Consider the following 26,676-nt stretch of genomic DNA (forward strand, 5'->3'; position numbering starts at 1 on the left):
TTGGCGGTGAACATGCCGGAGCAGGAGCCGCAGGTCGGGCAGCCGTTGCGCTCCAGATCCAGCAGCCGTTCATCACTGATGCGGCCAGAAGCATGTTGACCAACGCCCTCGAACACGCTGATCAAGTCAACTTTATTGCCATCTTTATCGCGGCCAGCCTGCATTGGCCCGCCCGATACGAAAACGGTGGGGATGTTGACGCGGGCAGCGCCCATCAGCATGCCAGGCACGATTTTATCGCAGTTGGGGATACAGATCATCGCATCGAAACAGTGGGCTGCTGCCACCGTTTCAACACAATCGGCGATCAACTCGCGCGATGGCAAGGAATAGCGCATACCTTCGTGGCCCATCACGATGCCATCATCAACCCCAATCGTGTTGAATTCAAAGGGAATGCCGCCTGCTGCCCGTACTGCATCTTTGACGATTTTGGCAAACTCATGCAAGTGAACGTGGCCAGGAATAATATCGATATACGAATTACAGATCGCGACGAACGGCTTTTGAAAGTCGCTATCATCTTGAATTTGGCCCGTCGCACGTAGGAGTGAACGATGTGGAGCGCGTGCAAAGCCCCGCTTGATCGTATCTGAACGCATAGATGCTCCCCGCATAGAGAACTGATGGCTGGACAGGCCATCGTTGAAAGGCGATTGAGCCAATGCTCCAGTGGGATTGGCCGCAGATCGCAAGATTTTGGCAATAGGAAAGCAAGCCTTGTCAGTCCCGATGCTGAACACAGGCAAGATGGGCGAACATACTCAACAATGAGCTGAACGAAAGAGCGACACTGCTCCGGGGTTTGTTGCAATCATCGCAACGGTTCGGGTTATCGCTCTAGCGCAGACGACGGCCTACGCGACACGACCAAATGGGAATGGGTTGAAGGATAATAAACTGCGGACGAGGAGTGATCATGGTGACGAGAGTTGTCAACAAGTTCCGCATGTGTTTATCCTCCAGAAGCTAACTTAATCACAAATCAAAAGCCCCTCCCGATTGGGAGGGGCTTGAGTTCTTTTGAACTACCCGCGAGGCTTGTTAGCCCCTCCCACACAAAAGTGACCGCGTAATGACGACGATTACGAGGCTAAGGAGGTTGCTAATAATAATAAACGCGGGACGATTATTCATTTGGTAGTTTCCTACAAAAGTTATTTGTGCAGAGTATACACATCCAGCTAGAGTCTGTCAAGTTGGATTTTTGAGTAATTTACTTAACTTCAGCCAACACTTCCCAAGGTGTAACATGAAGCTTCTCGGCGTATGTTGTGATCGTGGCTTAATCATCTTCTAATACAATATTCTGGCCAATTAGCTCAAAGATGTTTTTACTTTCCTCATTTTGGTTGCTCTCGCTGATCTTTTGAACATCTAATTCGCGATCATATTTTGTGATTAATCTGCTAGTAACAAATGTATCAGTTGTTTGTTGGTTATGGTTACGAATACTGCTCATCAAATCTGAAATATCAATTAATTGTTCACTCAATAGAGTGGAATTTTTATTGAATGTTTTATCAAAAACTACGATTGTATCGCCATTTTCAGGATTTACGGCTAAAAAATCGATCTTGACCGGAGCATTGGTAATTTTTGTTAAAGTTTCGTAGGTTCCACTATAAGTCTTGGTAAAATCAAGATTGGCACTCGCCAAATTTGGGTTCAAGACGATATATTCTGGAGGCAATGAAACGATTAACGTATCTTGGTGAATCGTTTGCCAGCCTGCTGGTGGAATAGGGCGTGGTTCTGATTGATTCAGCCAAAAATAACCCCCAAGCATTGCAGTAATAACCATAAATCCAATAATGATCCAACATACCATTTGCATCTCTCACTCTCTTTCTTCTAATTAACTGAGCAAACCAATTAAATAAATAACTAAACAGAGCATTCCAACGATCAATATAATTGACTTGGCAAGAGGATTTATTTTTTTATCCAGTAAGCTATCTAAGCCCCATAAACCAAAGCCCAAGCCACCCCAAAGATTTGGCCAGAGCTGATCGCTTGAAATCGCTTGGTAAGCGATGACCAAACCAAGGAACGTTCCCAAAAATCCACTGAGCAAGCTGAGGAGATTGACAGATTTCTGATTCATAACCACTCCATTCAATTCAATTTGAAACTCGTTTATGCTACGTTAAAGTGCTGTCAGGGTTGCCAACCGCCAAATTTTGGAGGCGGTTAAGCGATTTGCGAGCTGCGGTTGCAACCACGGCACGGGTGTGCGTTTGTGCTTGATCATTCAATAATGCAATCAAGGCCGGAATCGCCCGTGAATCGTGGAACATGCCGAGCGCTAAGGCGGCCCAATAGCGCAGATTGGGATCAGGATCATTTAAAAAAGCCAAGGTTGGCTCAAATGCTTGGTCGCCAAATAAGGCTAATGCATGGGCAACTTGGCTGGGCTTGATTGCGGTTTCAAGGCGAATGTAGGCCCAGATTGGCTTGAAGGCACTAAAATCGCCCAACTTACAGAGCGCTAAGCCAGCCTTTTCGCGCACTTCGGCTACGGAATCTTGCAGCGCGGCGATCAAGGTTTGGTTGGTGGGAAGGTCGAATGCGAGCTGACTCAATGCCTCAATACAGGTTGTGCGGACAATCGATGCTTGGCACGGATCGGCTAGAATGGTCAAGAGCCACGGGCGAGCTTTTTCGGCTTTGAGCATACCCAAGGCTGTTGCCGCGCATAAGCGTGAACGAGGTTGATTGATCAGCTGGCTTAAACACCAGTCAATTGATAACTGATCGCCAATTTCACCAAGGCTAATTAACCCGTGATCAAGTAGCATCTGCTCGTGTGATTGTTGAACTAGCGCTAATAGAGCCTGAGTTGCTGGCTGCATCAGGCTGGGCGAATTGCGCCGTGCACCCCACAAACCAATCGAACGAATTGCGTTAATTTGCACTGCTTGATCTGGATCATTTAATAAGTCAATCAAGATTGCCAGGGTTAAGGGGTTGGTCGAGAAACGCAGATCGTAAGCGATGGTTTGGCGTTGCTCAACCTCAGGGTGCTGTGCCAGCGCCTGCATTTCGGCGGAGCTGTAGGTTTCGGTTTGTTCAATTGGCTGCATTTGTACATCTCTCAGTGGCAAAATAGCTGGTCTAAGCATAGCAAAAAGCCTCGGTTGCTGGCTCCTACCAAAGTCCGAGGCTAACCGAGGGGCGATCCACATTTAGTTGTTGCTGGTAGCAAGATTTGGCATATGAAGTTTGGTATTCATTAATGATGGTTCATAGGCAATCAAGCAAAATGGGTAAACGTTCGGCGCTGGGGTATCATCATTGATCCCGTTGTAGATCGAAATCTGTGGAATCAAGTATTCGGCAGCAGCAAGGCTTTTGAGTAACCCAAATTGATTTGGCCGACAATCCACAGGCGCGTCATGTTGAATCAATCGTTGATGCTCTGATTCGCAGACCCATGAGTGAATACTGCTATAATTGAACCAGCCTAACTCAACCCCAAGCCACTGACCCTGTTGAATTGGCAATTGCTTAGGCTGCTGAAGCATGGTTAAAAATCCTTCTGGTTGCTCACTTGGTCGTTTTGCAGTTTGTTCAGCCATAAATTGCTCGTGATACGCTGCTGCTAAGCCAATTCTAACAATCTGTAATTCTTCAGGCCAATTTGATAATTTTTGGGCAAATTCTTGAGCTAATTCAATCGTAGTAAATAGATTGGGCAGCAATAATCCAGCTTCGTTTTTTGTATACCAGTCAGCCAATTCTTTCGCCAGCAGATTGCTTGGATCGGCGCTAAAATAACGCCACCAGTGCTCAGGCAGCGCATTAAAACTACAATCGCGCAACGCATACATGGTTTCTGGAAAAAGTAGCGGATCAAGATCTGATGGTCGCTGAATGCGTGTCATAACCAGATACCCACAATCGTACCACTGCATTTTGTAAATCTCCTCTTATTCTATGAATTCTCGGTTGAATCGTCGTCATCATGTGCTTCAACGATAAAATGCTCGTCGGTATCATTATCGATCAAGCGCCAATATTCGTTATTAGTTGAACTAATCAATAATTCTAAGCAATAACCTTGGCTCAAATGCAATTGAACATCGCCGATAGAATTAAGTTGAATGCTGCGGATAAACAAGGATTGTGGCCAAAATGTGTGTAAAAAACGATGTAAGGCTGAAGGCTCAACTCCCGCCGGATCAGGCTGCGCCCAATCGCCATCGGCAATAATGAGCTGTTGGTGCTGCCAGAAGCGCCATACGCCACTAATGTGCAAACTATAACGCCCAATCTCAACTTCTTGCTGCTTGCGGTTGGTAATCAGGCGCTTTTCGCCAATCCGTAAGCATAAAATGCCTGCAACCTCAAAGCCATCCCACAGCACTTGGCCAAGCAAGGCTGCCAGTTTTTGTTGAATGGTCGAAATTTCGTGCATAAACCCCTAGCTGCGATAACGCCAAATTTCGAGTCCATCGCGGTGCAAAACCCAATGTTGACCGGCTGCGGCATTGATCAGAATGTCGAGTTTATAATCATAATTGATCGAAAAGCAGAGATCGCCACTCTGCGGTTTTACTTCAATCGACCAAATAATTAAACTGGCGGGATCGTGCTTGGCCCAAAATTTCGCAACGCTTGGTTCAAATTCGATATTATTATCGTCGTCATACAGCCAATCTTCGCTACTGAGTAAGATTTGTTGCTGCTGACGCAAACGCCAAGCACAGTTGATGGTTAATTGATAATATTGAATTTCTCGCGTGCGCGGCTCGCCAACGCGAATAACGAAGCTTTCGAGATCACAGCTTGGGCCGTGAAACCACAAAGCTCCGCCGATTAATTGGCGAAGGGTTGCTTGCATGGCATTGGTTTGGCTCAAAAATGCAGCTCCATCGAGAAGTTGGCCCACATTAGTTAGAATAGATAGATTTTATTTTACAACCAACGACTGAATTAAACATGGAACCCAATTGCCAAGTGAGATTGGATGACCATCCCAACTAATCTCTCGATTGATGATTCGACGCGTAAGCCGTACCGCTTCGGAGTAGTCTTCGATGAGCTGATGCTGATTTAAATCAAGCAAGATTGGTTTTTGCGGCAAGACGTTGCGATACAGATATGATTCCCAACAAAAAATGTCAAACGAGAGGATATCAAAGCCAAGAGGCTGCATGGCTGGGTGTGGCGCTTGTTGGGCTTGCAGCATAGCATACAAGGCTGGCTTGGGCTGGGTATATAATGCTTCAACCGCCGCCAAAGAGCTTGCAACAAACTGTTTCGGCAGGGCAATCCCTATAATTTGCCATTGATAGCGTTTGCTACAAAAACGTTCAACAAATTCCAACGCTAGCTCAAACGTGGTAAATACATATGGAAACTCAAATCCTGCGTCGAGCTTTTGGCCGAGCAAATCGGTTGCTGCCCCAACATTGCTGATTTTATCAAGACAAATCGGATCAAGCACTAATGGCTGTTGTTCATCTTGGGTAAAGAAAAATTCAGGGGTTGTGATATTGTTGTGATCACAAGACGACCCTTCGTGTGAAAGATAATACCCAAGGTTGATATATGTTTGTTGGTGGGTCATCGAATTCCTCTCAAGCCTAAACTTGGTGAGCCGTGCAGCCAAATTATGCTGGATGCAGCGGCATTTAATCTACAACCAACGAATGAATTAAAGGCTGCGTTCAGTCCTTTAATCCGACAACGTGATTAAAGCTTATTCGAGCATCCTGATCCCTAGCCCCTTGAAAAACGTTTGACGCATGATGTCATGCGTGCTAAACTCGGCGTATCCTCTTTTGTAATACAATAGACCCACACCGTGTTCACCAGTTCGATGAGGAACGCCTATGCACGAGATTCTATTTAACAGCCAAGTTATCGCCGTTCGCGAGATTTACTGGAACTTACCGCATGCGGTTGAGTATGTGTTGTACTTGTTTGCCATCGCCTCAATTGGCACGATGTTCTACAAGATGTATCAAGACATTCTGTTGTGGCGACGCGGCCATGCAACAGTGCGCTCGACCAATTTTGCCAGTCGCTTGTGGTTAACGACGACCGAGGTTTTTGGGCAGAAGCGCGTTTTGCGTGACCGTACCCCGGGCATCATGCACACCTTTATCTTCTACGGCTTTTTGGCGCTGTTTATCGGCACCGATATCATCGCCGCTGAAGCCGACTTCACCATTCCAATTGCTGGTGAAGAGCAAGGCAAGATTTTAACTGGTGGCTTTTATCAATATTATGAACTGATTCTCGATGTAATGGGGATGGTTTTTCTCGCTGGTTTGCTCTGGGCGTTGTGGCGACGCTACAAAACCAAACCAACCCGCTTGGATAATCGTCGAACCGATGCTTGGGTGCTTTGGTCGATGATTTTCATTGTGGTTGGTGGCTACTTTATTGAAATTTTACGCTTGGCCAACCAAACCATGACCGTTGGCGAGGGTGCAGATGCCGTCACCGCGATCGTCTATGAGCAAGGTTGGGCCAAATGGGCGATCTTTGGTTATCCTGGGGCTAGCGTAGCCCGAGCAATTGGCCTCGGTGTCGAACGCGCCACTGATGGCACAATTGTGCATAGCCAAGTGGCTTTGTGGATTCACCGCGTGCTCTGGTTGAGCCATATGGCGGTGGTTTTTGCCTTTGTTGGCTCAATTCCCTTCACCAAATTCCGCCACATTTTCTATACCCCGCTCAACACCTTGTTCCGCGATCGCGACCCCAAAGGTGCGCTCGATCGAATTCCAAATATGGAAGAGGAACTAGAAAAAGATGAGCCAAAATTGGGGATTACCACGCTGAGCGACTTCTCATGGAAGCGCCGCATGGATTTTGATGCCTGTATGCGCTGTGGGCGTTGTCAGGATAATTGTCCGGCGTTTGCCTCTGGCTCCGAGCTTTCGCCCAAATGGCTAATCACCAAGATGAGCGATTTGATGCATGGTGGTCCAGTGATGAAGCGCGATGGCACAGTGGTGATGGTTCAGCCTGCTGGCGCAACCGCAACTGCCCCAACCACCAGCAATGGCGTAAAAATCGAATTGCTGGAAGGCACGCCCGAAACCTTGCCATTGTATGAACATGGCATTGTCACCGAAAACGAACTTTGGGCTTGTACCACCTGTCGCGCGTGTATGACCGAGTGTCCCGCAACGATTGAACATGTCGATGACATTATCGATTTCCGCCGCAACTTGACCATGGTGATGGGCGAAATTCCATCGGGGGTCAAAACGGTATTGCAAGGGATCGAGCGCAACGGCAACCCATGGAAGTTGCCACAACGCCAGCGTACCGCTTGGGCCGATGGCCTCGAAGTGCCAACCTTGGCCGAAAAAGAAGAAGCCGAGGTATTGTACTGGGTTGGTTGTGCGCCATCGTATGATGATCGCTCGAAGAAAACCGCCCGTGCTATGGTTCAACTGATGCAAAAAGCTGGGGTCGATTTCGCCATTCTTGGCGATGAAGAAACCTGTACTGGCGACCCAGCTCGGCGCATGGGCGAGGAATTGTTGTACGAACAGCAAGCCAATACCAACATCGAAACCATGGGCCAATACAAATTCAAGAAGATCGTCACCACCTGTGCCCACTGCTATAACACCGTCAAAAATGAGTATCCGCAGTTTGGCGGCAAAGCTGGCGTGGATTATGAGGTAGTGCATCATACCGAATTCTTGAACGATTTGGTTGAAGCTGGCAAGCTCAACCCAACCGTGCCAGTCAACGAAAAGGTTGTGTACCACGACCCCTGTTACATTGGCCGCTACAACGATATTTACGAAGAGCCTCGCAATGTGCTAAATAGCATCCCTGGCTTGGAGTTGGTCGAAGCTGGCCCGCGCAATCGTGAAAAAGCCATGTGCTGTGGTGGTGGTGGTGGTAACGCTTGGCTCGAAGGCTTTGGCGATAAACATGTCAATGTGATTCGGCTTGAGCAACTGCAAACCGAAAAGCCCGATACTGTGGCGATGGGCTGCCCCTTCTGTATGGTGATGTTCGAGGATGCCGCCAAGAACACCAATCAATCAGAAACCTTGGGCCGCAAAGATGTGGCTGAAATTCTGCTGCAATCGGTTGGTGAGCAACCACCCGCCGCCTAAACTACGTGCGACTTAAACAAAAACAGCGCTTTCCAAATTGATGGAAAGCGCTGTTTTATTACTCAAAGATTAGATAATCATTGGGATTTAAGTTTGCGCCAAGCAAAAAAGTGCGAGCTTGTTCAAGATCATGATCGGTAAATTCGATAATCTCGGTGGCAGTTTCGCGATCAGGATTATCGGTCAAGATCCAAATCGCCAGTTGCTTGGCCATAAATTCTTCGGATTCTTGCTTGGCTAGATAATCGATCAGCCCTTGTAATTCAGCGTCAACAAAGCCATCGAAGCTATATTCGTCGTCTTCATTCCCTTGTTCAGCATACAATTCAAGGCTATAAGCTTCGATAACGCCATAGCGAGGGCTGGCTTGTTTGGTAACCAAGGGCAAATCTGATGCAAACACCTCCGCATCAAGCCTATCAACCAGACCCCGATAGCCCATCAACACCATATCTTCATGGTCTGTGGTTTGGTTATCCAAAATTTGCCCAGCAGGAATGGTTAATTGAATCGAGCGATCAGTCTTGCCTGTCGCAATCATCAAGATTACGTCGCCTGAGGTGCCAGAGCTTTTAAACTCTAAATCAATCAGACCTTGATCAACAGCTTCTTGGATAGGCATTGGTTCGGCTTTGAGTGAACAACCAACGAGCATCATCAATAACAGCCCAAGCCCGATTTTGCGGAGTAGCATATTCGTCTTCCCTCAATTGCAGCATTAAACCAAGCATAATCGGTAGTTTAGGCACATACTACCGACCAAAGACCGATATTCCAGCGCTGCTATAGCTCGCGCAGCCCGATATCGTTACGATAAACCGCTGAAGCGATCCGGAGCCGTTTGAGGTTGTTATAGGCTTTTTCGTGGGCTGCTGCCAAACTTGAAGCTTGGGCGGTGACAGTAACGATTCGCCCTGCTTGGCTTGATAGACGGGTTGGACCCATTGAGCGGACCAGAATTGCATCACTCAGGGCATCGCTGACCCCGCTGAATAGGCCACGTTTTTCAGGCATATGCATTTCGTCGGAAACATAACGCAAGCCATTGGGATTGGCAGTTTCGTTTTGAAATGCAACAACCCCCGGCTCCAGCTCCGGCATCCCATCGATGGCCATCCCAGTGCTAAAACTATGCGGGTAGCCGTTGGCGACCATGGTTACGCCAACGCTCGCCTCATTGCGCCAACGCAAAGCTGGTACATTGAGTAAACTGCGATTGTTGGCCGCTACCAAAAAGGGAAATAAATCGTCTTCGAGCAAGGGTAATAAGACTTGGGCCTCAGGGTCACTCAAGGTTGTGCGAATGCGCAGCACTTGTGGCCCGCTGGCGGTAATCGAACAATCGACCCCTAAAATGCCCCACCAAGGCATTTTGTCGCGCAAGAGAGCAGCACGAATTGGCTCAAGAATGGCAGCGCTGAGATAATCGCCAAGTTGTTTGAGAATTCCGCTAGGCGTGGTATGCGCCCCCATGCCTTCAGCCGCCCAGCCCTGATCATTATCCTCAAGTCGATCATACATTCGAACTGCTTGCATTGGAATCAGGGTTGTGCCATCGGTAATTGCTGAAAGCGCCACGGTTGGGCCAAGTGCTGGCTGCTCAATCACCACGCCACGATAATGGCCTTCGCGCGGCGGCAAGGCAAAAATGCCCGCCAAGGCAGCTAAGGCTTCGGCGCGGTCGGTATAGGCTCCATCATATTCTGAAGGATAATCGCCCCATAATACCAAGGGCATAGGTTGCGAGGCCACATAGCGTTCTGCCGTGGCTAAATCGCCCAAGGCACGGCCAGTTGAGGTCGGAATTTGGTGGCGATTGAGAAATTCTTTGAGCCAAAGCCGCGAACGCTCCAGCACCGCCGAATTTTTGGGCGGCCCACAAACCGGAATTTTATAGGCAGCGGCGGCATCAGCCAAACCCGCACTGAGATAGCTGCCTTCGGCTGGAATAATTACTTGGAAGTGTTCGTCGTAGGCCCATTTGGCCAGTTCGTTAATTTTTTCAATGTGCTCAGCATTGGGCACAAGCAAACTTGTACCACCATTGCCTGGCATGGTTGCTAAACTATCGATCCGTTGGCTATTGAACAACTTCCAAACATAGGCATGGGCTGCGCCATTTTTGCCAAGCACAAGTACTTTCATAGGCCTGAGGTGCTAGCGCGATTGCTGCTATTTGGGTTAACAGCAATCGCGTAATAATTAATTTACTCGGTTTTAGGTTAGGCTGCTGAGCCTTCGCGAGCGGCAAAGACATGATAATCAATCGTGGGGAATGGATTATCAAGCTCGTTGAAACTGGCTGTTAGTTCAGCCATCAAGCCAACATCATTGGCCTCAATTGCATCAGCCAATTGATTGTAGCGATCGACATGCTCGTTGAAACGCTTGGTGGCGTAATCTTGGGCTTGCCCAGTCGTGACCAAGAACGGCCAATCGCTGGATTGCAGCAAGAGCAACTCACGCGCAGTTTGAGCCAAGGCTTCGGCTAAAGCGCCATCTGCCTGTGGATAGCTGGCGACCAAGCCTTCCATGCGCTTTTCGGCGGCATGAATAATTGGCCACATCCACTCGGTTTCAGGGTTGAGCCAGGTTTGGTGTGTACCATTGGAACCCCACGAACTTTCGGGCAGGTTCAACGATTCACGCGGTGGGTTGCTGGCGATATATTCCGAGGCCGTGGTGAGATCAATGTCGGGATTTGTCGCCAAGCGCCGTAGCACTTCGCGCATCCAATCGACCCCTTCAAACCACCAGTGACCAAATAATTCGGTATCGTAGTTTGATGAAATCAGGCCATAGCGCCCAGTTTGGCCGCGATATTCGCTGATAACCTGCTGTACCAAGCCCGTGAAGTGCTCGGCGTGAGCATTAACTTTATCGTTGACCCAATCGGGATGATAGTAATCTTTATAACCAAGGTCAACTTTTGGCCCAGTGATCCGCCAATATTGCATGCCGCTTTCGCTATCTTTGCGGTGGAACTCGCGGTAGTTAGCCTCGCCTGGATAGCCCCATTCAGCCGACCACACCTGTAAGCCAGTTTTGTGATGGCGGCCAATTGCCGCAACTTTATCGCTCAAACCAACTAAGTAGGGTTGGAGTGTGCTATTGCCAGTTGGCGGAATTTCGCGGCTGACTGGCACGACATAGCGGCGCAACGTATCGCCATATGGCCCAAGAATCTTGCCTTCAGCCTTATCCATGGGTGCGCCACCCTCGATGGTGGTGGTTTCGACGAAGAAGCACTCGATGCCTTGGGCTTCAAGAAATTCTTCGATGCCAGGCTTGCGCTCGGTTTCGCTGGGGTTTTCAGGATAATAGGCTGGGCGATAGGCGCACTCGGGCAGCCAAATCGCCTTTGGCTTGCGGCCATAATGACGTTCGTAGCTTTGGACAGCGACGGCAATTTGGGCATAAATTGTTGAATCGCGGCTGACCAAGGGCAAGTAGCCGTGGGTCGCGCCACAGGTGATAATTTCGATATAGCCAGCATCTTGCAATTGGCGGAAAGCTCCGACAATATCGCGGTTGTAGCGCTCGATAAACGAACGCTTGATCATGCTGTACCAATCGCGATACCACATGGCCAAATAGGCTTTATGTGGATCAGGCTGCTCGATCGGAGCAGGTTCTTCAACTGCTGCTTCCTCGGTTTCTTCAGATTCCGCTTCATCATCTGCTTCGGCTTCGGTGCTGGCAGCAGCAGTGGCGCTCAGCAAACCAGCGTGAAGTGGGGCCGGAGCATCACCAGCAGTTGAAGAAAGCAGCGCATCGCTTTTGCTGATCAAGCTTTCCAACTCTTCGCTGGAGAGCAGGGGAGTTGGCTCGGTTTCAGGTTCGGCAACTTGGGCAGCATCCCAAACTGCCTGAACGTCGGCCAGTCGATCCATATCAGCTTGCGCCGCAGTGATCTTCTCGTCAAGATATTCTTCAAAATTGTGCAAAATGGTGGGGTCAGCAAGCTGCTCGGTTAGAATTGGCGTAATCCCAATCGTTAAGCGTGGTGTAACCCCATCGTTGATCAGATCGTTGAGCGCATTGAGTAGTGGAATATACGTCTCGGAAGCGGCCTCGTGAATCCATTCTTCACCGTGAGGCCAGCGGCCAGCCTTGCGACAATAGGGCAAGTGGCTATGTAAGACAAACGTGAACGCACCTTGTTTTGGCATAGATGCTCCTTCTTTGCGGAACATGCGGGACATGTTGCAGAGGTCGATTCCCATTATAGCAGGTGTTCGCAAACAGGTGCTTGAGCCAGAACTGTGTCGAGGAGCTTGATAGAGCGGGTTGTGAGGGGTATGCCTGAGCTTATACCCAGCCCACGAGTTTAATTAATATCCCTCACCCCGACCCCTCGCCCACTGCGGCGGGCGAGGGGTGAGCCAAATTTCATCGATGGCAGGTTTCCCCCTCGCCTCGCGTGCGGGAGAGGGGGCTAGGGGGTGAGGGCATGCTAATCGACGTGCACCCCTCCCAACTCATGGTTAAAAACCTAGCTTGGAAGAGGAGATGGGGGTGAGGGCATCTAGTAGCGTGTGCCAACCGCGACATTAATTGGCAGCACTGCGTTAATTGCTGCCAGTTCAGCATCACTGAAACTCACGTTGAGCGCAGCCATGTTTTCTTCGAGATAGCGCCGCCGCTTGGTGCCTGGAATTGGTACAATATCAGCGCCTTGATTCAAGACCCAGGCTAAGGCCAATTGCGCAGGCGTGATGCCCTTTTGGCTGGCCAGTTGCTCGATATGTTCAACCAAAGCCAAGTTTTTGCCAAAATTTTCACCTTGGAAGCGTGGCGAGTAGCGGCGATAATCATCGGCGGCAAAATCATCGACACTCCGAAATTGACCAGTTAAGAAGCCCCGCCCAAGCGGGCTATAGGCCACAAAACCAATGCCTAATTCGCGAGTTGTCGCCAAAATATCAATTTCTGGCTCGCGCGACCAGAGCGAATATTCAGTTTGCAAGGCGCTAATTGGGTGTACCTGATGTGCGCGGCGAATCGTTTCCGAATTGGCTTCGGATAAGCCGATAAACCGCACCTTGCCTGCCTGAACCAATTCGGCCATTGCGCCAACGGTTTCCTCGATTGGCACATTGGAATCGACCCGATGCTGATAATACAGATCAATATAATCGACCCCTAAGCGTTGCAGCGAAGCGTCGCAGGCAGCCTTAACATATTCAGGGCGGCCATTGATCGAGCGTTGATTATTGGCTTCGCGTTGAATGCCAAATTTCGTCGCAAGGATGATCTGATCGCGGCGGCCTTTGAAGGCTTTGCCAACCAATTGCTCGTTGGTAAAAGGCCCATACATATCAGCAGTATCGAAGAAATTGACCCCAAGCTCCAAGGCGCGATCGATCGTTGCTAATGATTCGGCCTCATCAGTTGGGCCATAAAACTCCGACATGCCCATACAACCCAAGCCAAGCGGGTTAACTGTGAGGCCTTGTGTGCCAAGTGACCGTTGTTCCATTCCAACCTCCAAGTGAGTACACCAAACCGATATTGGCAGTCTACACCTTTGAGCGTGCTCAAAGTCAAGGGGTTTACGACAGCTTGTCAGTAATGCCTGAGCATGGTATACTTTTGGTGATTCGTTGGCGTTTTATGCCTTTATAATCAGATAAAACGCAATTAACGAAAGAACGGGATATACCCATGAGGGCAGTATGGCGGTATTTTAGCCTTTTTATGATTGGGATTCTCATTGTTGCTGGTTGTAGCACGACAAGCTATGATAACACTTTGTTAACCCCAGGGGCTACCGCTAATCCTCCCGCACGCACGCAACTGGTCATTTGGCATGGAGCCGATGCCCAACGGAGTGAACTTTTCACCCGATTGCTGTTAGAATATCAACGTGAGCATCCAAACGTTGTCATTCAAATCGTCAATCGTGGGGCAAACCTGCTACACGATTATCGTGCGGCCCTGCTTGAAGGCACACCACCAGACCTGATCTGGCTCAACGAAAATCGTTGGGTAGGGGAACTGGCAGATCAACAGCTTATCATCGATCTGACAGAACGACTAAGCGACGAGAACCTTGAGTCAATTGCGCCAGCTGCGCTTGATGGTGCCCGCTATGGCGAGAAATTATATGGCTTGCCATTGACGCTAGATCTACCTGTGCTGTACTATAATCGTGCAAACTTTGTGAGCACACCGCCGCAAAGCACTGCTGAATGGCTTGAGATCGCTCGCGGGTTTAGCGATGATCAAGGACAGTACGGATTAGCGTATAATTTATCGCTATACTTTACCCAACCCTACCTCCCAGCCTTCGGAGGCGCAATCTTCGATACTACTGGCGAGGTCGTGCTGGGAACCCAAAGCTATACCCCAACATTACAGTGGTTGACGTGGGTTGACGAATTAGCCCAAGACCCACGCTTGTTAGCCCGTGATGATCATCGACTGGTAGCTCGCAGCGTGAGCCAAAACAGTGCGATCATGACGATTGACTGGGCAGATCAAATCGGAACCTATCGTCAATTGTGGGGGGAGAACGTTGGCGTGCAACCATTGCCACGCCTGAGCCAAACCGGCCAAGAACCGCAACCCTTTGTTCGGAGCAGCGTGCTTGTGATCAGCCCACGCAGCACTGAACAACAGCAAAACGCCGCGCTTGACGTGATGCGGTTTCTTGTGGAGATGAAAGCGCAAACGGCTTTTCAAGCCGCTGATATACCAAGCGTCCGAATCGACTTAGCCAGTGTCGATCCACTTTACACTCAAATTCAACTGGCGGTTAGTCGAGCCAGCGCTTGGCCCACCACCCTTCGTTTCAACAACGGATGGGATATCCTGATCGCTTTGGTGCGTAATAGCTTAAACGGCGCACCCTTGGAAGAAAGTATCGCGAATGCCGATCGCCTGCTACGGAGCGAGTAGCCAACCCAGCATATTACAGTAACCGCTTGACAAGCAAGGGCTAAATTAGCCCGTTGTGGTGCGATCTGTAGTTGATATTTGGCAAAAGATGTAGTAGAATGGCGCAGACGGCCAACCCGCTGAAGGCTGATCGTTCCAAGCAAGTCATTCATTATAGATTCCACGCCGGCCTACGGCCTAAGGAGGAGTTGCATGGCAACCAGAACCGAAGAGATGGTGCGGCATCTCAAGGCACTGCAGATGAATACGCCTGACATCGAAGCCTCGGCGGTCGTCAGCGTTGATGGTCTCATCATGGCCTCGAATCTTCCGAACGATGTGGAAGAAGATCGTGTGTCTGCTATGAGTGCCGCGATGTTGTCTCTGGGCGAACGAATCGCTGGCGAGCTTCGGCGGGGCGCTCTTAACCTCGTCTTTGTGCAAGGCGAAGAAGGCTACGTTATTCTGATTTCGATTGGTGAAGATGCAGTGCTAACCGCCTTGGCGCAAAGCCGGGCAAAGCTTGGGCTGATCTTCTTGGACATGAAACGTACCGCTAACGAGTTAGCCCATCTCGTATAAGGCTGCCGACCTCCGAACGACCGTTCGCGGGCCAGAATCGGTTCTGGCCCCATTTTTTGCTATAGGGTAACGCTAGCGTGCCATGTGCAGGTGGCCTGCTGGCGCTTTTTTTATTTAAGCGGGCTTTTGCTCGGTTACAATTTTGCAATAATTGGCCTCTGAGCTTGTCGGGCTAGGATAGTTTATGCTAGGCTAGAAGAACATAGAACATAGAACATAGAGCGTAGGAAGTATCGTTATAGGCTAGCGGAAATTAGTTGGAAACTAAAAATCAATCGCCAATAGCCTCATACTTCGTGCTCTTCGTGCCCTTCGTGGATCAAAAAAAGGATCACCCGATCCCCAACAACCGATCCCCGATCCCCAGTTATAAAAGGTAGCTTGGTATGTTTGCAACGTTTGATCAGCGGCGGCGGCGTGAATTTGGCTTGATTGTTGGCGGCACATTAGTTGGCATGGGCTTAGGCGCTGCTGCCGCGTTTGTGCCGAGCTTTTTGGTCGTCGCTGGTTTGGTGGCGTTGTTGGTCGGGGCATGGTTTGCCCGTTCGATCCACTCGATGCTGACGGCCACCGTGTTGGTGGCAACGCTCTTACCATTTGGCACCTTGCCTTTCAAAGTTGGGCTAACTCCAGCCTTGCTCGAACTAGCATTATTGGCGCTGTATGCCATGTTGGTGGTGCGCAGCTTGGCCGACCCTGAGCGTACTTGGCGTTGGGGCAGCCTAGCCCCATGGGTGATTTTGCTGCTAGCTAGTTCGTTTTTCTCCTTCATCATTGGCTCGAATGGCTCGCCCGATAGTTTGCTGCTGCATAATTATTTCAAATTGCTGCTAGGGATTTGCTTGTTTTTGGGGGTGCAAAATGCGCTTGATTCACTAGAACAGGCGCGTTGGTGGCTGCGCTTGCTGATTTTGGCTGGCTGGGCGGCGGCATTGTTAGGCATTGGTTTGCGCTTTGCCCCCGACGCTATGGCTTTGCGCTTTTTGACCGCACTTGCTCCGCTGGGTTATCCGGCGAGTGGTCGGGTGTTACGCTATGTTGAAGATGACCCCAGCGGCTTTGAGCGAGCAATTGGTACTTCGGTTGATCCCAATGGCTTTGGTGGGATGATGGCCTTGCTAGGAGCGATTGCGCTTGGTCAAGCCTTGGCCCAGCGCCCAGTCTTAGGCCGTAAATGGCTATGGCTGATCACCGCTAGTTTTGCTTTGGCTGTATTTTTGACATCCTCACGGGCTGCCTTGGGTGGCTTTATGATCGCCGGCTTATTTTTGGCAACCGTGCGCTATCGCCAATTGTGGTGGCTGATTGGCGCTGGCGGTCTTGCTGGCGCAATCGCGATTGTGGGCTTGGGCAAGGGTGGCGATTTTGTCGAGCGGATCGTCGAAGGCATTCAATTCAAAGATCAAGCCAACCAAATGCGCTTGGCTGAGTTTCGCAATGCAATCGCGATTATACGCGAGTATCCGGTGTTTGGGGTGGGTTTTGGTCGCGCACCCAACATTGATCTCACAACTGGTGTGAGTAGTGTCTATTTGGCGCTTGGCTCGCGTATGGGTTTGGTTGGCTTAGGCCTCTATATTTTAACTGCACTGGCCTTTTTGGTGCTTACCACTCAGGCTGCACGCCGCTGTGAACGCTCGGTAAGCGATGCAATTATTGGTTTGCAGGCAGCAATTTTGGCGGCGCTAGCAGTTGGTTTGCTCGATCATTATTTCTTCAATATTGAGTTTCCGCATATGGGGACGCTATTTTGGGGGGTGGTTGGCTTGGCGATGGTGTTTATGCGCGAGGTAAAGAATGATCAGCTAACTTCATCATTGAAATAAAGCAGCAGAAATTTATTATTTGCGCAGACCCATGGTTCGCCATTCTTTCTGTGTTATCTGAACCCTGAAAGCTGAACCCTTGTTCACCACCCTTCCGTCCCGTCTTGAGGCGGGAGACGCAGGGGTTTTCATCCCCTGCACCCCTAAAGGACGATTGTGAGCAATCAGGCGGTTTCCGATGAACTTGGCAAGCTGTGGATCTGATGTTTTGCCCGGTCGCTGGGTAGTTGACCCCTGAAAGCTGAACCCTTGTTCACCACCCTTCCGTCCCGCCTCAAGGCGGGAGACGCAGGGGGTTTTCATCCCCTGCACCCCTAAAGGACGATTGTGAGCAATCAGGCGGTTTCCGATGAAATTAGCGAGCTGTGGATCTGATGTTTTGCCCGGTCGCTGGGTAGTTGACCCCCGATCCCCAACAACCGATCCCCAAATTATTGATCAAAATCTGGATTGTAAATATGCTCAGTGGTATTGCTCCACTGTTGGCCAGTTTCGTTGCTGGCAAAGCTAGCATTATTGATAATTTGGGTATAGGTGCCGCGAATCGATTCTTTGACGATCACATGGAAGGTGGCATCGATGCGCTGGTTGGGCTGCAAGACGGGAATTTGCCAGCCAATCGGGCCGGAACCATCGGGGCTTGGCTGAATTTGGGGTGCTGGTAGGCTTAATCCCGCAAAACTGGTCGCATTCGAGAAGGGATCGACGATTTGCACATTGGTCAGGGGCATGTTGCCAGTATTTTGAATGGCAAGGGTGTAGGAAATTGTATCGCCTGGCCGGACAAATCCATCGAAATTGGTTAGCCCATCACCACGATTCGCATCCCAAATAACCAATGAATTGAGCACGATTCGCGCCCGATAGACTGGCACTGGGGTGGGGGTTGGCGATGGCGTGGGAGTTGGCAGCGGGGTGCTAGCAACTTTAAATTGAATCGTTTTGCTATCGCAGCGCACGCCTGGGTTGGCAATATAGGTGGCTTTCATGGTGTAATCGCCAATTGGTACGTCGCTTAAATTCCAGGTATTGCCTGTGAACAAATAGGGATCAATTTGCTCGATGTGAGTCATGGTCATCGGGCCAGTCAGGCGAAACTCAACTTGCCATGGCGGTGCACCTGTGATTTTCATGCCGATGCGAGCTGAGCTTTGCAAAATTGCATTCGAGCTGACCCCGACCCAACCTAGCAATTGACCCGAGTCACAACTGCGCAAACAATAATTCGTGCCACCAAAATGATTGGCTGCCAACAGGCGCTCGTTGTAGCGTTGGTTCATTAAACTTGGCAGCACCGGCCCGAAGAAGGCGCTCATTTGGCCGGCACAAGGGTTTAAGGTTTGGCGATAGGTGCGTTGGGTATTGGGGGGCAGTTGATCAGTTTGCGAGGCGAAAAGCACCTGATGATCGGTCACGGCATCGAATTTTTTATAGACAGCCGTGCCAACCTCGTAGGTACAAACGCTCGAACGATTGATGATAACAACTTCGTTTTCAGCGGTGAACCAAGCACCGAGATCACCCAAGCCAGGGCAATCAGGTGGTGAACCTTCGCTATCTTGAGCGAAGCTAGCGTGCGGTTGACTGAACATAAACGCGGCAAAACCAGCGATCATGAACGTCAATAGAGCAGGAATGCAGAGCGAACGTAGCCGCATGCTCCATTGCATAAAACACCATCCTGCGATGATTGGTTGGTATGTCGGTAGGACTATTATGACTCAGGCCTTAAGTCATGTCAATGACTAGCTAGCTATTCAATCAATCTGCTGATCAAATCGCTAGCAAGGATTAATCCTAGCCTAAACTCAATCGTGGAATATATCTTGATACAGGCGTACCAACCAGCCAAGCGCAATCCAACTGGCAACAAGCCAGCAAAGAATCCAAAAAGAATACTTGTTAGTATAGCAACACTTGTCGTCGTTGTGCAGTCTCATTAACAAGCGTGAGTCCCATTCGTTGAGACGACTTGGTACTCACCCCTAGAGGTGAGGATTTGGCTAGATGCTTGCCTAAGGATTTAGCCTATTAGGATGGGGTAAACGCTGGTTGTGAAAGGAGTAGTTGTTGTCAAATAGATAACGCAAGGCTATAATAGCCAAGGTTTTGAGGCTTGCTATCGACGATTGTTGGCATGCGCCAACGCTACCTATAGATAATAAGGGATGCTTGTGAGACGTTTAATTCGAGCTTTGTTGATTGTTGCCACCATCGGCGCACTAGTTGTCGCGTGTGTTGCAACCCTGTTTCTGCGTGAGTTAACCCAGCCTGCTGGCGAGAGCAATATTGCCCAAGATTTTACCATCGCTCCCAGCGAAAGTTTGGCGGTGATCAGCAGCAATCTGGAATCTGAAGGTTTGGTGCGGCGGGCAATTGTTTTCCGCGTATTCGCCGATTTACGTAATGCCGAGACCGATTTGTATCCTGGCACCTACAAAATTAGCCCAAATATGACGATCAATCAGATTTTAGAGATGTTTCGGGTTGCCCCAGAAGTTCAAACTGCGGTGCGCTTTACCGTGCCTGAAGGCTTGCGGATTGAAGAAATCGCGGCGGTGATTGAATCGACTGGCGTAGTTAGTGCCGATGATTTCTTGGCTGTGGCCCGCGATGGCTCGCAATTTAAGGCCGATTATAGCTTTTTATCCAGCTTGCCAGATAGCGCAACCTTGGAAGGCTATCTCTTCCCTGATACCTATGAAATCTTTTCTGATGCAACCAGCGAAGAGATTATTCGCAAAATGCTCGATACCTTTGCAATTCGCTGGGCTGATTCGCCGCTGAGCAGCGCCACGACCGGGCGTTCTGTCCATGAAGTGGTGACTTTAGCCTCGATTGTGCAGCGTGAAGCCAGCAATAACGAAGAAATGCCACGGATTGCTGCCGCCTTCTGGAATCGCCTGAAACCAGAATTTGCTGGCAATCAGCTGGGAGCCGATCCGACAATTCAATATATTTTAGGCGAATCAGGCAATTGGTGGCCAAAGCTTGATCAGCTAACGGTTGAACAAATTAATAGTGCTGCTGGCCCTTATAACACACGGGTCAACCCCGGCTTGCCACCTGGGCCAATTAGTGCGCCTGGTTTGTTTGCCTTGCAAGCCGCTGCCTCGCCTGCCGCCGAAGATGTGACCTATTTTGTGACCAAGTGTGTGGCTGCTGGCGAACGCCCAACCCACAACTTTACCAACGACTATAGCGAATTTTTGCAATTTCAAGAAGAGTTTTTGGCGTGTCCCAAATAGCTGCGCTTGGTATCATTGGCGATCCAGTCGCCCATAGTCTTTCGCCTGCAATGCACAATGCTGCTTTGCAGGCGCTTGGCATTAATCAGCAGTATGATCGCTGGCATACTCCCGCCGCTGATCTGCCAGCCCGCGTTCAAAGTTTACGCTCCAAGGGTATGTTGGGAGCCAATGTAACCTTGCCGCATAAAGTGGCGATTGCTGGTTTGCTTGATCGCACGGTGGCAATCGCCCAAGAACTTGGTGCGGTTAACACGGTTGTGCGTGAAGCTGATGGAAGTTTGACTGGCCACAACACCGATGCTCCTGCTCTGCAAGCCTCACTGCAAGCCTACGGAGCAGATTTAGCCAAGCAACGGGCAGTGATTCTCGGCGCAGGTGGGGCGGCTCGGGCGGCACTTTGGGCTTTACGCAATGCAGGTTGCCAACAGATTAGCCTGATCAACCGCACGCTCAGCAGTGCTCAAGCCTTAGTTTTGCCACATGAATTGGCCTTAGCCGCTGATGATCCGCGAGTGGCCGCACACCTTGCCGCTGCAACCTTGTTGATCAACGTCACGTCGTTGGGCTGGAAAGATACTGATCCTGCGCCGCTGGATTTGGCTCTGTTGCATGCAGGCTTGATGGTATACGATACGGTTTATCGCCGAACGCCATTGCTGCGAGCGGCGGCGGCTTGTGGGGCGGCCCACTACGATGGCCTTGATATGTTGGTGCGTCAGGCCGGTTTGGCGTTTAGTTTGTGGTTTAAGCAGCCTGCACCGCTTGAAATAATGCGAGCAGCAGCCCTAGCGGCTCTACAAGGATAATCAGCCTATGTTGCCAGCAATTCTGCTTGTGGTTGGAATCGCAATTGGTTTTGGCCTCAACCCATGGATCACCCAGCTCGCCACTGATCCCAAAGCGGCTAACCCCTTGCCAATACCACGACACCCCTTGCTTGGCGGCCCGACCTGGGTGGGGTTGTTGGTTGCAGCAGCAAGTGGGCTGATGGCCTGGGTTTGCTATCGTGATTATGGGGTTTCGCTGCGGGGTTTGTATTGGTATCTGATCAGCGTGGTGTATATCGTCATTGCAACGGTTGATTGGAAGGTACGACTGATTGATGTGTTGCTGGTGATGGCGGCAACTTTAACGGCATTACTTGGCTCGGCCTTTTTAACCATTGGCATCAAAGCCTCGCTGATTGGTTCGTTGATTGCTGGATTATTGTTTTTGCTCTTTTTTGCAGGCTCGTTTTTGCTCTTTCCAAATGCCGATACCCCATTTGGTTTAGGCGATGTCTATTTGGCATTCTTAATTGGGGCAACGCTCGGTTGGCAACATCTTGGGGTGGCCTTGATGTATGGCATGGGCTTAGCCGGAATTGCTTCTATCGGGATTTTGGCTGTGCGTCAATTCAAAGGCGAAGGCACATTATATATCGCCTATGGCACCTTTTTATGCCTTGGGGTGTTGCTCTACCTGATTCGCTTTGGGCCACTTTAAGCAACCATGGATCGGAATCGAGCGACTGCACGTATGCTTAGATGTGGTACGATCAGCATGAACTTGATTCAACACCAAGGAGGTCGTTATGACCCTATTACAGGTGCCAATCACCGAATTTTTGGATCAGCTTGCAACCAAGGAGCCAGTGCCAGGTGGCGGTAGTGTTGCAGCCGTGTCTGGGGCGATGGCCGCAGGCTTGATTTCAATGGTTTGTTCGTTGACCCTTGGCAAAAAGAAGTATGCCGAGGTCGAGGATGAAATTCGTGGTTTGATGGATCGCTCTGAGTCGTTGCGCCGTGAATTGCAAGAGCTAGCCGATGCTGATGTTGAGGCATTTCGCCGTTTGAGCGCCGCCTATAAATTGCCGCGTGAAACTACTGCCGATATTGCGATTCGCCGCGATGCCATTCAAAAAGCCACGCGGATTGCGACTGATGTGCCGTTGCGGGCGGCTCAAGCGGCAGCGGCAATTTTGCCATTGTGTAGTCCAGCCGCTCAAAAAGGTAATTCAGCGGCAGTGAGCGATGTGGGCGTGGCGGTGCTCTTGGCTCAGGCGGCGGTACGCAGCGCCTTGCTCAACGTTGAAATTAATCTTAACACGCTCGAAGATCAATTTTATGTGCGCGAAACTCGTGCCGAGGTTGCCAAACTAACTGCAACCCTGCACGACGATACTGAGGCCGTGATGGCCTTAGTCAATCAACAGCTTCAGGGCTAAATGGTTTTCCAACGATGGCGGAGCGCAGGCTCCGCCTTTTATTTGTAAAGGATGTTATGACAGCGCTTTTGCTTGATGGTCGCGGGTTGGCCAAGGAATTGAAGGCTCAAATTAGCCAGCAAGGAGCTGAATTCAAGGCTCGCACTGGCTATGCTCCCCAATTGGTGGTGATTCAAGTGGCGGGCAATGCTGCTTCCGATTGGTATGTGCGTTCAATTCGGCGTTCATGCGAAGGGGTTGGCTTTGGCTTTGCCCTGCAACGCTTGCCAGAAACCAGCGATCAAGCGACTTTAGAAGCGGCCATTCAACAAGCCAGCAACGATCCCGCGATTCATGGCATTATTATTCAAATGCCGTTGCCCAGCCAGCTCTCGGCTGATGGCGCGGTAGCCGCGCTCAATCCCCAAAAAGATGTTGATGGGTTGCACCCAACCAATGCAGGCCGTTTGGCCCAAGGTTTGACCGCGCTTGTGCCCAATACGCCTGCTGGTGGTATGGCCTTGCTTGATCGCTATCAGATTAATCTGGCTGGCAAGCATGCGGTGGTGGTTGGTCGCTCGAATGTGGTTGGCAAGCCGCTGGCTCAATTGTTGCTGGCGCGGCATGCCACCGTCACAATTTGCCATTCGCGCACTGCCAATTTGGCCGAGGTTATTCGCCAAGGCGATATTGTCGCGGCAGCGGTCGGCAAGGCTGGCTTGGTCACTGGCGAGATGCTCAAACCTGGCGCGGTGGTGCTCGATTTTGGTATCAATGAGGTGGCTGAAGGCCAAGTAGTTGGCGATGTTGATTGGGAAAGTGCCAGCAAGGTGGCGAGCGCAATTACCCCGGTACCAGGCGGCACTGGCCCGGTTACCAATATGATGTTGCTGCAAAACACCTTACAAGCAGCTCAATCGCTGGCCGAACAAGCCTAACCCGCAGCTAGGCTGAGGTTTTCTTGGCTGGCAATAATTAAATCGTTTAGTTGTTGCCAGCGCTCAGCCATTTCGTGGGCGGGCAAGGCTGGTTTCTGCCAATCGGCAATACAGGCTTGGCGATAGGTTAATCCTGCTTGCTCAATCACCCACTGCTCGTAGGCGGCAATCCATGTGCAGCAATGACCGAGCAAGCTAGTCATGCGCAGCCATTCAGCCCAATTATGTGGCGCTCGCACGGCTGGAATTTGGCTTAGCGACCAAACATCACACAGCGGCGCTGCCCGCTCGATCAAGCCAACTTGCAGTTTATCGCGGCGCAGAAATAGGCTTGGCGCATAGCCATCGCCATACCACAAGCCCCAACCCCACAAACCCATCCTCGCTCCACAGTTCAATTGAAAATGATAATTGCTGCTGCCCCGTTGTTCGGCTGGCACACGGCTGCGCGTTGCCCCATATTCCAGCAGCAAATTGCCTGCGCAACGGCGCACATCGTGGCCCCAACACCAACATTGTTGCTCGAATAGTGGCCGGCCCGCTTGATGCACAGCCTTGGGTAATTGATAATTTGGACTATTTTGCTTCATATTGATACTATATATCATTATAAAATTGCCAAAAAATTGGCCGCGCTTTGCACGACCATAATATTGATATAATGTATCATTATTAGAATGGATTGTCAATCGGCAGGCAGCCAAACGGTTGTGCCAACCCAGATCCCTTGGTCGGCCATGCTGGTTTCGTTGCTTAGCTCGACCTTGGCCGGTTTGCTAGGGTCGAAGGTGTAGGTGCCAAGATCAGCCCATTCGTTGGCATACACAAACTGATTGACTACCACATCGCTGCGACCTTCGGCGTGTTCAATCACATAATGGGCGGCAACAGCATCATCGTGGCCGTTGTAGTAGTAGGGAATATACGTTAGCACACGATAACGCCCAGCGCTGGGAATGCTGGTTTGCCAGGTAGCGGTGCTTGGTGGTTGGCTTGGCGTTGGTTGAGGCGTGGCAACGCCTGCCAAATCCGACATTGTGTCGGTTAGGGTTTCAGTGGTTGTTATGGGAATTTGCGAGGTAATCCAAAGGGTTTCGCCACCAGCACCGATTGGGGCATTTTGCCAATTGCCTTCGCTGCGACTAAATCCTTGATCGCTTGGCCGCACTGCGATGGTTTGCCCAAGATCGCAAGGATTCGGGCGATCGGCCCAAAGCCAGCGCGAAGCTGTGCCAACTGGATAGCTGCTCCATGGGTCGGGTTCGCTTGAGCACCAACCATACGGATCGGTGTTGCGGCCAAGGTATTGGGTTTGAAAGTGCAAGTGTGGGCCGATCGCACAGCCAGTTGAGCCAACGATGCCCAATTGTTCGCCGCCTTTGATCGATTGGCCAAGCTCGACCGAAATTTCGCTCAGATGCCAATAGAGCGTGCGATAGCCATTGCCATGATCAAGCACCACGCCTTTGGCTGGCACACCACAACCATCATCAGAATTGCTGGCCCAAACCACCGTGCCATCAGCGGCGGCAACCACTGCTTCGGGCGGTCGTGCGCCATAATCCCAGCCATCGTGACCATCATAGGAAAGCTCGGTTTCACGTCGCCCCCACCAACTCACCAAGGATTGATTGGGCGTTAGAAAGGGATATTCGTGATCAAAAAACGAAGTGATATAGGTGACATTGCGTAGCGGCCAACGTAAAAATGGCGTTGCTGGCGCTGGTACTTGGCCCAACGTTTGACGGGGATCTTCGAAAAACTTGCTGTAGGTTGCGACAAAACTGCCATCGCTGAGCACTTTCGCCAATTCTTCGGGAGTCATGGTTTGAGCCAGCACCCGTATCACTGCATACGAGCTTGGGTTTAAACCAGCTGGAATTGGGCCTTTGACATCTTTATCGCGATATTGCAACTCGGTAACATAGGCGAAATCACGCACACCCCGCCGCAATTCACGGGCGGCCCAACGAATTTGGCCATGCAAGCCGCGCCATTTTTCATCCTCGCCCTGATATTTCATGGCCCAATCGAGTTGATCAGGGTTGGGGGTTGGGTTGGTCAGCAGGCCTTGTTGAAATTCGAGCAAGGCCAGCAGCAATTTGGGATTAAGACTATACAAATAGGCTTGGCCAACCACCACCTCGGCCAGCGATAAATTGCGATCGCCAACTGTTACCAAGGCGGCTTTGAGCGTGCCAGGCTGTGCATCTAACAACGTTTGAATATTGGCGACAGTCAGATTTTGCTCGGATGTAAAGCGAATATCATCGATGATTGTTGGCGCTTCGGCAGAACGGGGCAAGATCGCGCTTGCATCAACCAGATTTTGCGGTTCGATCGCTGGGGGCAGTGTTGGTGGTGGTTGTTCGGCTTGGGTGCGGTCGTCCTCCGTCACCGAATCAACAGGCCGAAAAATCAAGCGCCCAGTTTCAGTGGCAGGTGGGGCAATCCGTAGCACCAGCGTCGTTAACAACAAACTGATGATTAAAGTGCTGAACAAAGCCCAGAGGCGCTGTTGATCGCTTTGCAGCCGATTGCGTAAATCGAAATAGCGTTTGGGGTTAAAACGTTGCATAATCCTCACCAAGCATTCGCCTTGCCAGTATAGCAGATGTCGAATGTTTGGCGTACAGCATGGATCACTCTACCCCTAAAGTGCAATGTGCGATCGGCATGCATTCCTTGATGAGCTTATAAATTAGTACTTAATCCTTGGTATGTTTCAGCTTCGTGTTCTTCGTGCTCTTCGTGGTTCCGTTATGCTCATCCCTTTGAGTAGTAGGATAATGGTTTATGGATTTTTGATCGTAGCGTGTTTCTCCTCCCTTCCGTCCCTCCGCTGGAGGGAAACGTAGGGTGTTTTCATCCCCCTGCACCCCCTAAAGTTCAATTTGAGGATTATAGATGTGT

At 50.4% G+C, this 26,676-nt stretch carries 24 protein-coding genes; 9 read left to right on the forward strand and 15 right to left on the reverse strand.

The annotated features are described in order from the left end of the window. The 8 genes from DEF47_RS13895 to DEF47_RS13930 form a co-directional block, all read right to left on the reverse strand. On the reverse strand, positions 1-617 hold a 617-nt coding region (locus tag DEF47_RS13895; RefSeq protein ID WP_502697253.1), incomplete at its 3' end, for a dihydroxy-acid dehydratase domain-containing protein. Positions 618-1,285: 668 nt separating this feature from the next. After that, positions 1,286-1,837, reverse strand: coding sequence for a hypothetical protein (locus DEF47_RS13900; protein WP_041304879.1), 552 nt, complete (start codon positions 1,835-1,837; stop codon positions 1,286-1,288). A 21-nt stretch (positions 1,838-1,858) separates the two neighbouring features. Continuing rightward, the gene (locus tag DEF47_RS13905) at positions 1,859-2,107 is read right to left on the reverse strand and encodes a hypothetical protein (protein WP_012191976.1); all 249 of its coding nucleotides are present in this window, start codon (positions 2,105-2,107) and stop codon (positions 1,859-1,861) included. A gap of 37 nt (positions 2,108-2,144) precedes the next feature. Continuing rightward, positions 2,145-3,086 carry a HEAT repeat domain-containing protein gene (locus tag DEF47_RS13910; RefSeq protein ID WP_041304881.1) on the reverse strand — a complete coding sequence of 314 codons (942 nt, stop codon included), beginning with the start codon at positions 3,084-3,086 and terminating at the stop codon, positions 2,145-2,147. A 102-nt stretch (positions 3,087-3,188) separates the two neighbouring features. Further along, on the reverse strand, positions 3,189-3,887 hold the full coding sequence (locus DEF47_RS13915) for a hypothetical protein (protein WP_287045185.1): 699 nt from the start codon (positions 3,885-3,887) through the stop codon (positions 3,189-3,191). Positions 3,888-3,937: 50 nt separating this feature from the next. Continuing rightward, positions 3,938-4,420: a hypothetical protein gene (locus DEF47_RS13920; RefSeq protein WP_012191979.1), complete on the reverse strand. Its 483-nt coding sequence runs from the start codon at positions 4,418-4,420 to the stop codon at positions 3,938-3,940. 6 nt (positions 4,421-4,426) lie between these two features. Further along, positions 4,427-4,864 carry a hypothetical protein gene (locus DEF47_RS13925; protein ID WP_041304883.1) on the reverse strand — a complete coding sequence of 146 codons (438 nt, stop codon included), beginning with the start codon at positions 4,862-4,864 and terminating at the stop codon, positions 4,427-4,429. A 51-nt stretch (positions 4,865-4,915) separates the two neighbouring features. After that, positions 4,916-5,575, reverse strand: a complete 660-nt coding sequence (locus tag DEF47_RS13930; RefSeq protein WP_012191981.1) for a hypothetical protein — start codon at positions 5,573-5,575, stop codon at positions 4,916-4,918. Positions 5,576-5,840: 265 nt separating this feature from the next. Between DEF47_RS13930 and DEF47_RS13935 the strand changes: the two genes are divergently transcribed. Further along, on the forward strand, positions 5,841-8,099 hold the full coding sequence (locus DEF47_RS13935; RefSeq protein ID WP_012191982.1) for a (Fe-S)-binding protein: 2,259 nt from the start codon (positions 5,841-5,843) through the stop codon (positions 8,097-8,099). A 58-nt stretch (positions 8,100-8,157) separates the two neighbouring features. On the opposite strand, the gene DEF47_RS13940 is transcribed toward DEF47_RS13935, so the two are convergent. The 4 genes from DEF47_RS13940 to DEF47_RS13955 form a co-directional block, all read right to left on the reverse strand. Continuing rightward, positions 8,158-8,793, reverse strand: coding sequence for a hypothetical protein (locus DEF47_RS13940; RefSeq protein ID WP_012191983.1), 636 nt, complete (start codon positions 8,791-8,793; stop codon positions 8,158-8,160). Positions 8,794-8,882: 89 nt separating this feature from the next. Further along, entirely contained in the window at positions 8,883-10,244 is a 1,362-nt protein-coding gene (locus DEF47_RS13945; RefSeq protein WP_012191984.1) for a phosphoribosylamine--glycine ligase, read from the reverse strand. A 77-nt stretch (positions 10,245-10,321) separates the two neighbouring features. Then, a complete protein-coding gene (locus DEF47_RS13950) occupies positions 10,322-12,271 on the reverse strand; it encodes a 1,4-alpha-glucan branching protein domain-containing protein (protein WP_012191985.1) in 1,950 nt (649 codons plus the stop codon). A 356-nt stretch (positions 12,272-12,627) separates the two neighbouring features. Further along, complete coding sequence (locus DEF47_RS13955) at positions 12,628-13,581, reverse strand: aldo/keto reductase (RefSeq protein ID WP_012191986.1); 954 nt, start codon at positions 13,579-13,581, stop codon at positions 12,628-12,630. A 272-nt stretch (positions 13,582-13,853) separates the two neighbouring features. Here DEF47_RS13955 and DEF47_RS13960 point away from each other — a divergent pair, with 272 nt between their 5' ends. The 3 genes from DEF47_RS13960 to DEF47_RS13970 all read left to right on the forward strand — a co-directional run bounded on the left by DEF47_RS13960 (position 13,854) and on the right by DEF47_RS13970 (position 17,389). Next, positions 13,854-15,002 carry a sugar ABC transporter substrate-binding protein gene (locus DEF47_RS13960; RefSeq protein WP_287045186.1) on the forward strand — a complete coding sequence of 383 codons (1,149 nt, stop codon included), beginning with the start codon at positions 13,854-13,856 and terminating at the stop codon, positions 15,000-15,002. Positions 15,003-15,194: 192 nt separating this feature from the next. Continuing rightward, positions 15,195-15,563, forward strand: a complete 369-nt coding sequence (locus DEF47_RS13965) for a roadblock/LC7 domain-containing protein (protein WP_012191988.1) — start codon at positions 15,195-15,197, stop codon at positions 15,561-15,563. Between the two features lie 386 nt (positions 15,564-15,949). Beyond that, positions 15,950-17,389 (forward strand): O-antigen ligase family protein, encoded by a 1,440-nt coding sequence (locus DEF47_RS13970; RefSeq protein WP_012191989.1) that lies wholly within the window; start codon positions 15,950-15,952, stop codon positions 17,387-17,389. A 431-nt stretch (positions 17,390-17,820) separates the two neighbouring features. On the opposite strand, the gene DEF47_RS25290 is transcribed toward DEF47_RS13970, so the two are convergent. Beyond that, entirely contained in the window at positions 17,821-19,059 is a 1,239-nt protein-coding gene (locus tag DEF47_RS25290) for a CLIPPER-2 domain-containing protein (RefSeq protein ID WP_012191990.1), read from the reverse strand. Positions 19,060-19,563: 504 nt separating this feature from the next. On the opposite strand from DEF47_RS25290, the gene mltG reads away from it, so the two are divergent. The 5 genes from mltG to DEF47_RS14000 all read left to right on the forward strand — a co-directional run bounded on the left by mltG (position 19,564) and on the right by DEF47_RS14000 (position 23,763). Then, positions 19,564-20,637 (forward strand): endolytic transglycosylase MltG, encoded by a 1,074-nt coding sequence (gene mltG / locus DEF47_RS13980; protein ID WP_012191991.1) that lies wholly within the window; start codon positions 19,564-19,566, stop codon positions 20,635-20,637. After that, entirely contained in the window at positions 20,625-21,446 is an 822-nt protein-coding gene (gene aroE / locus DEF47_RS13985) for a shikimate dehydrogenase (protein ID WP_012191992.1), read from the forward strand. The genes mltG and aroE overlap by 13 nt, the downstream gene beginning before the upstream one ends. 7 nt (positions 21,447-21,453) lie before the next feature. After that, on the forward strand, positions 21,454-22,125 hold the full coding sequence (locus DEF47_RS13990) for an A24 family peptidase (RefSeq protein ID WP_012191993.1): 672 nt from the start codon (positions 21,454-21,456) through the stop codon (positions 22,123-22,125). An 88-nt stretch (positions 22,126-22,213) separates the two neighbouring features. Next, on the forward strand, positions 22,214-22,846 hold the full coding sequence (locus DEF47_RS13995) for a cyclodeaminase/cyclohydrolase family protein (protein WP_012191994.1): 633 nt from the start codon (positions 22,214-22,216) through the stop codon (positions 22,844-22,846). Positions 22,847-22,902: 56 nt separating this feature from the next. Further along, positions 22,903-23,763, forward strand: coding sequence for a bifunctional 5,10-methylenetetrahydrofolate dehydrogenase/5,10-methenyltetrahydrofolate cyclohydrolase (locus DEF47_RS14000; protein WP_012191995.1), 861 nt, complete (start codon positions 22,903-22,905; stop codon positions 23,761-23,763). Here the strand turns inward: DEF47_RS14000 and DEF47_RS14005 are convergent. Together DEF47_RS14005 and DEF47_RS14010 are read right to left on the reverse strand one after the other, a co-directional pair. After that, on the reverse strand, positions 23,760-24,353 hold the full coding sequence (locus DEF47_RS14005) for a hypothetical protein (protein ID WP_012191996.1): 594 nt from the start codon (positions 24,351-24,353) through the stop codon (positions 23,760-23,762). The two genes, DEF47_RS14000 and DEF47_RS14005, sit on opposite strands and share 4 nt — an antisense overlap. Positions 24,354-24,448: 95 nt before the next feature. Next, complete coding sequence (locus tag DEF47_RS14010) at positions 24,449-26,341, reverse strand: LasA N-terminal domain-containing protein (protein WP_012191997.1); 1,893 nt, start codon at positions 26,339-26,341, stop codon at positions 24,449-24,451. Positions 26,342-26,676: the final 335 nt, after the last annotated feature.

This window comes from Herpetosiphon sp., assembly GCF_003512625.1.
Classification (GTDB): Bacteria; Chloroflexota; Chloroflexia; order Chloroflexales; family Herpetosiphonaceae; genus Herpetosiphon; species Herpetosiphon aurantiacus.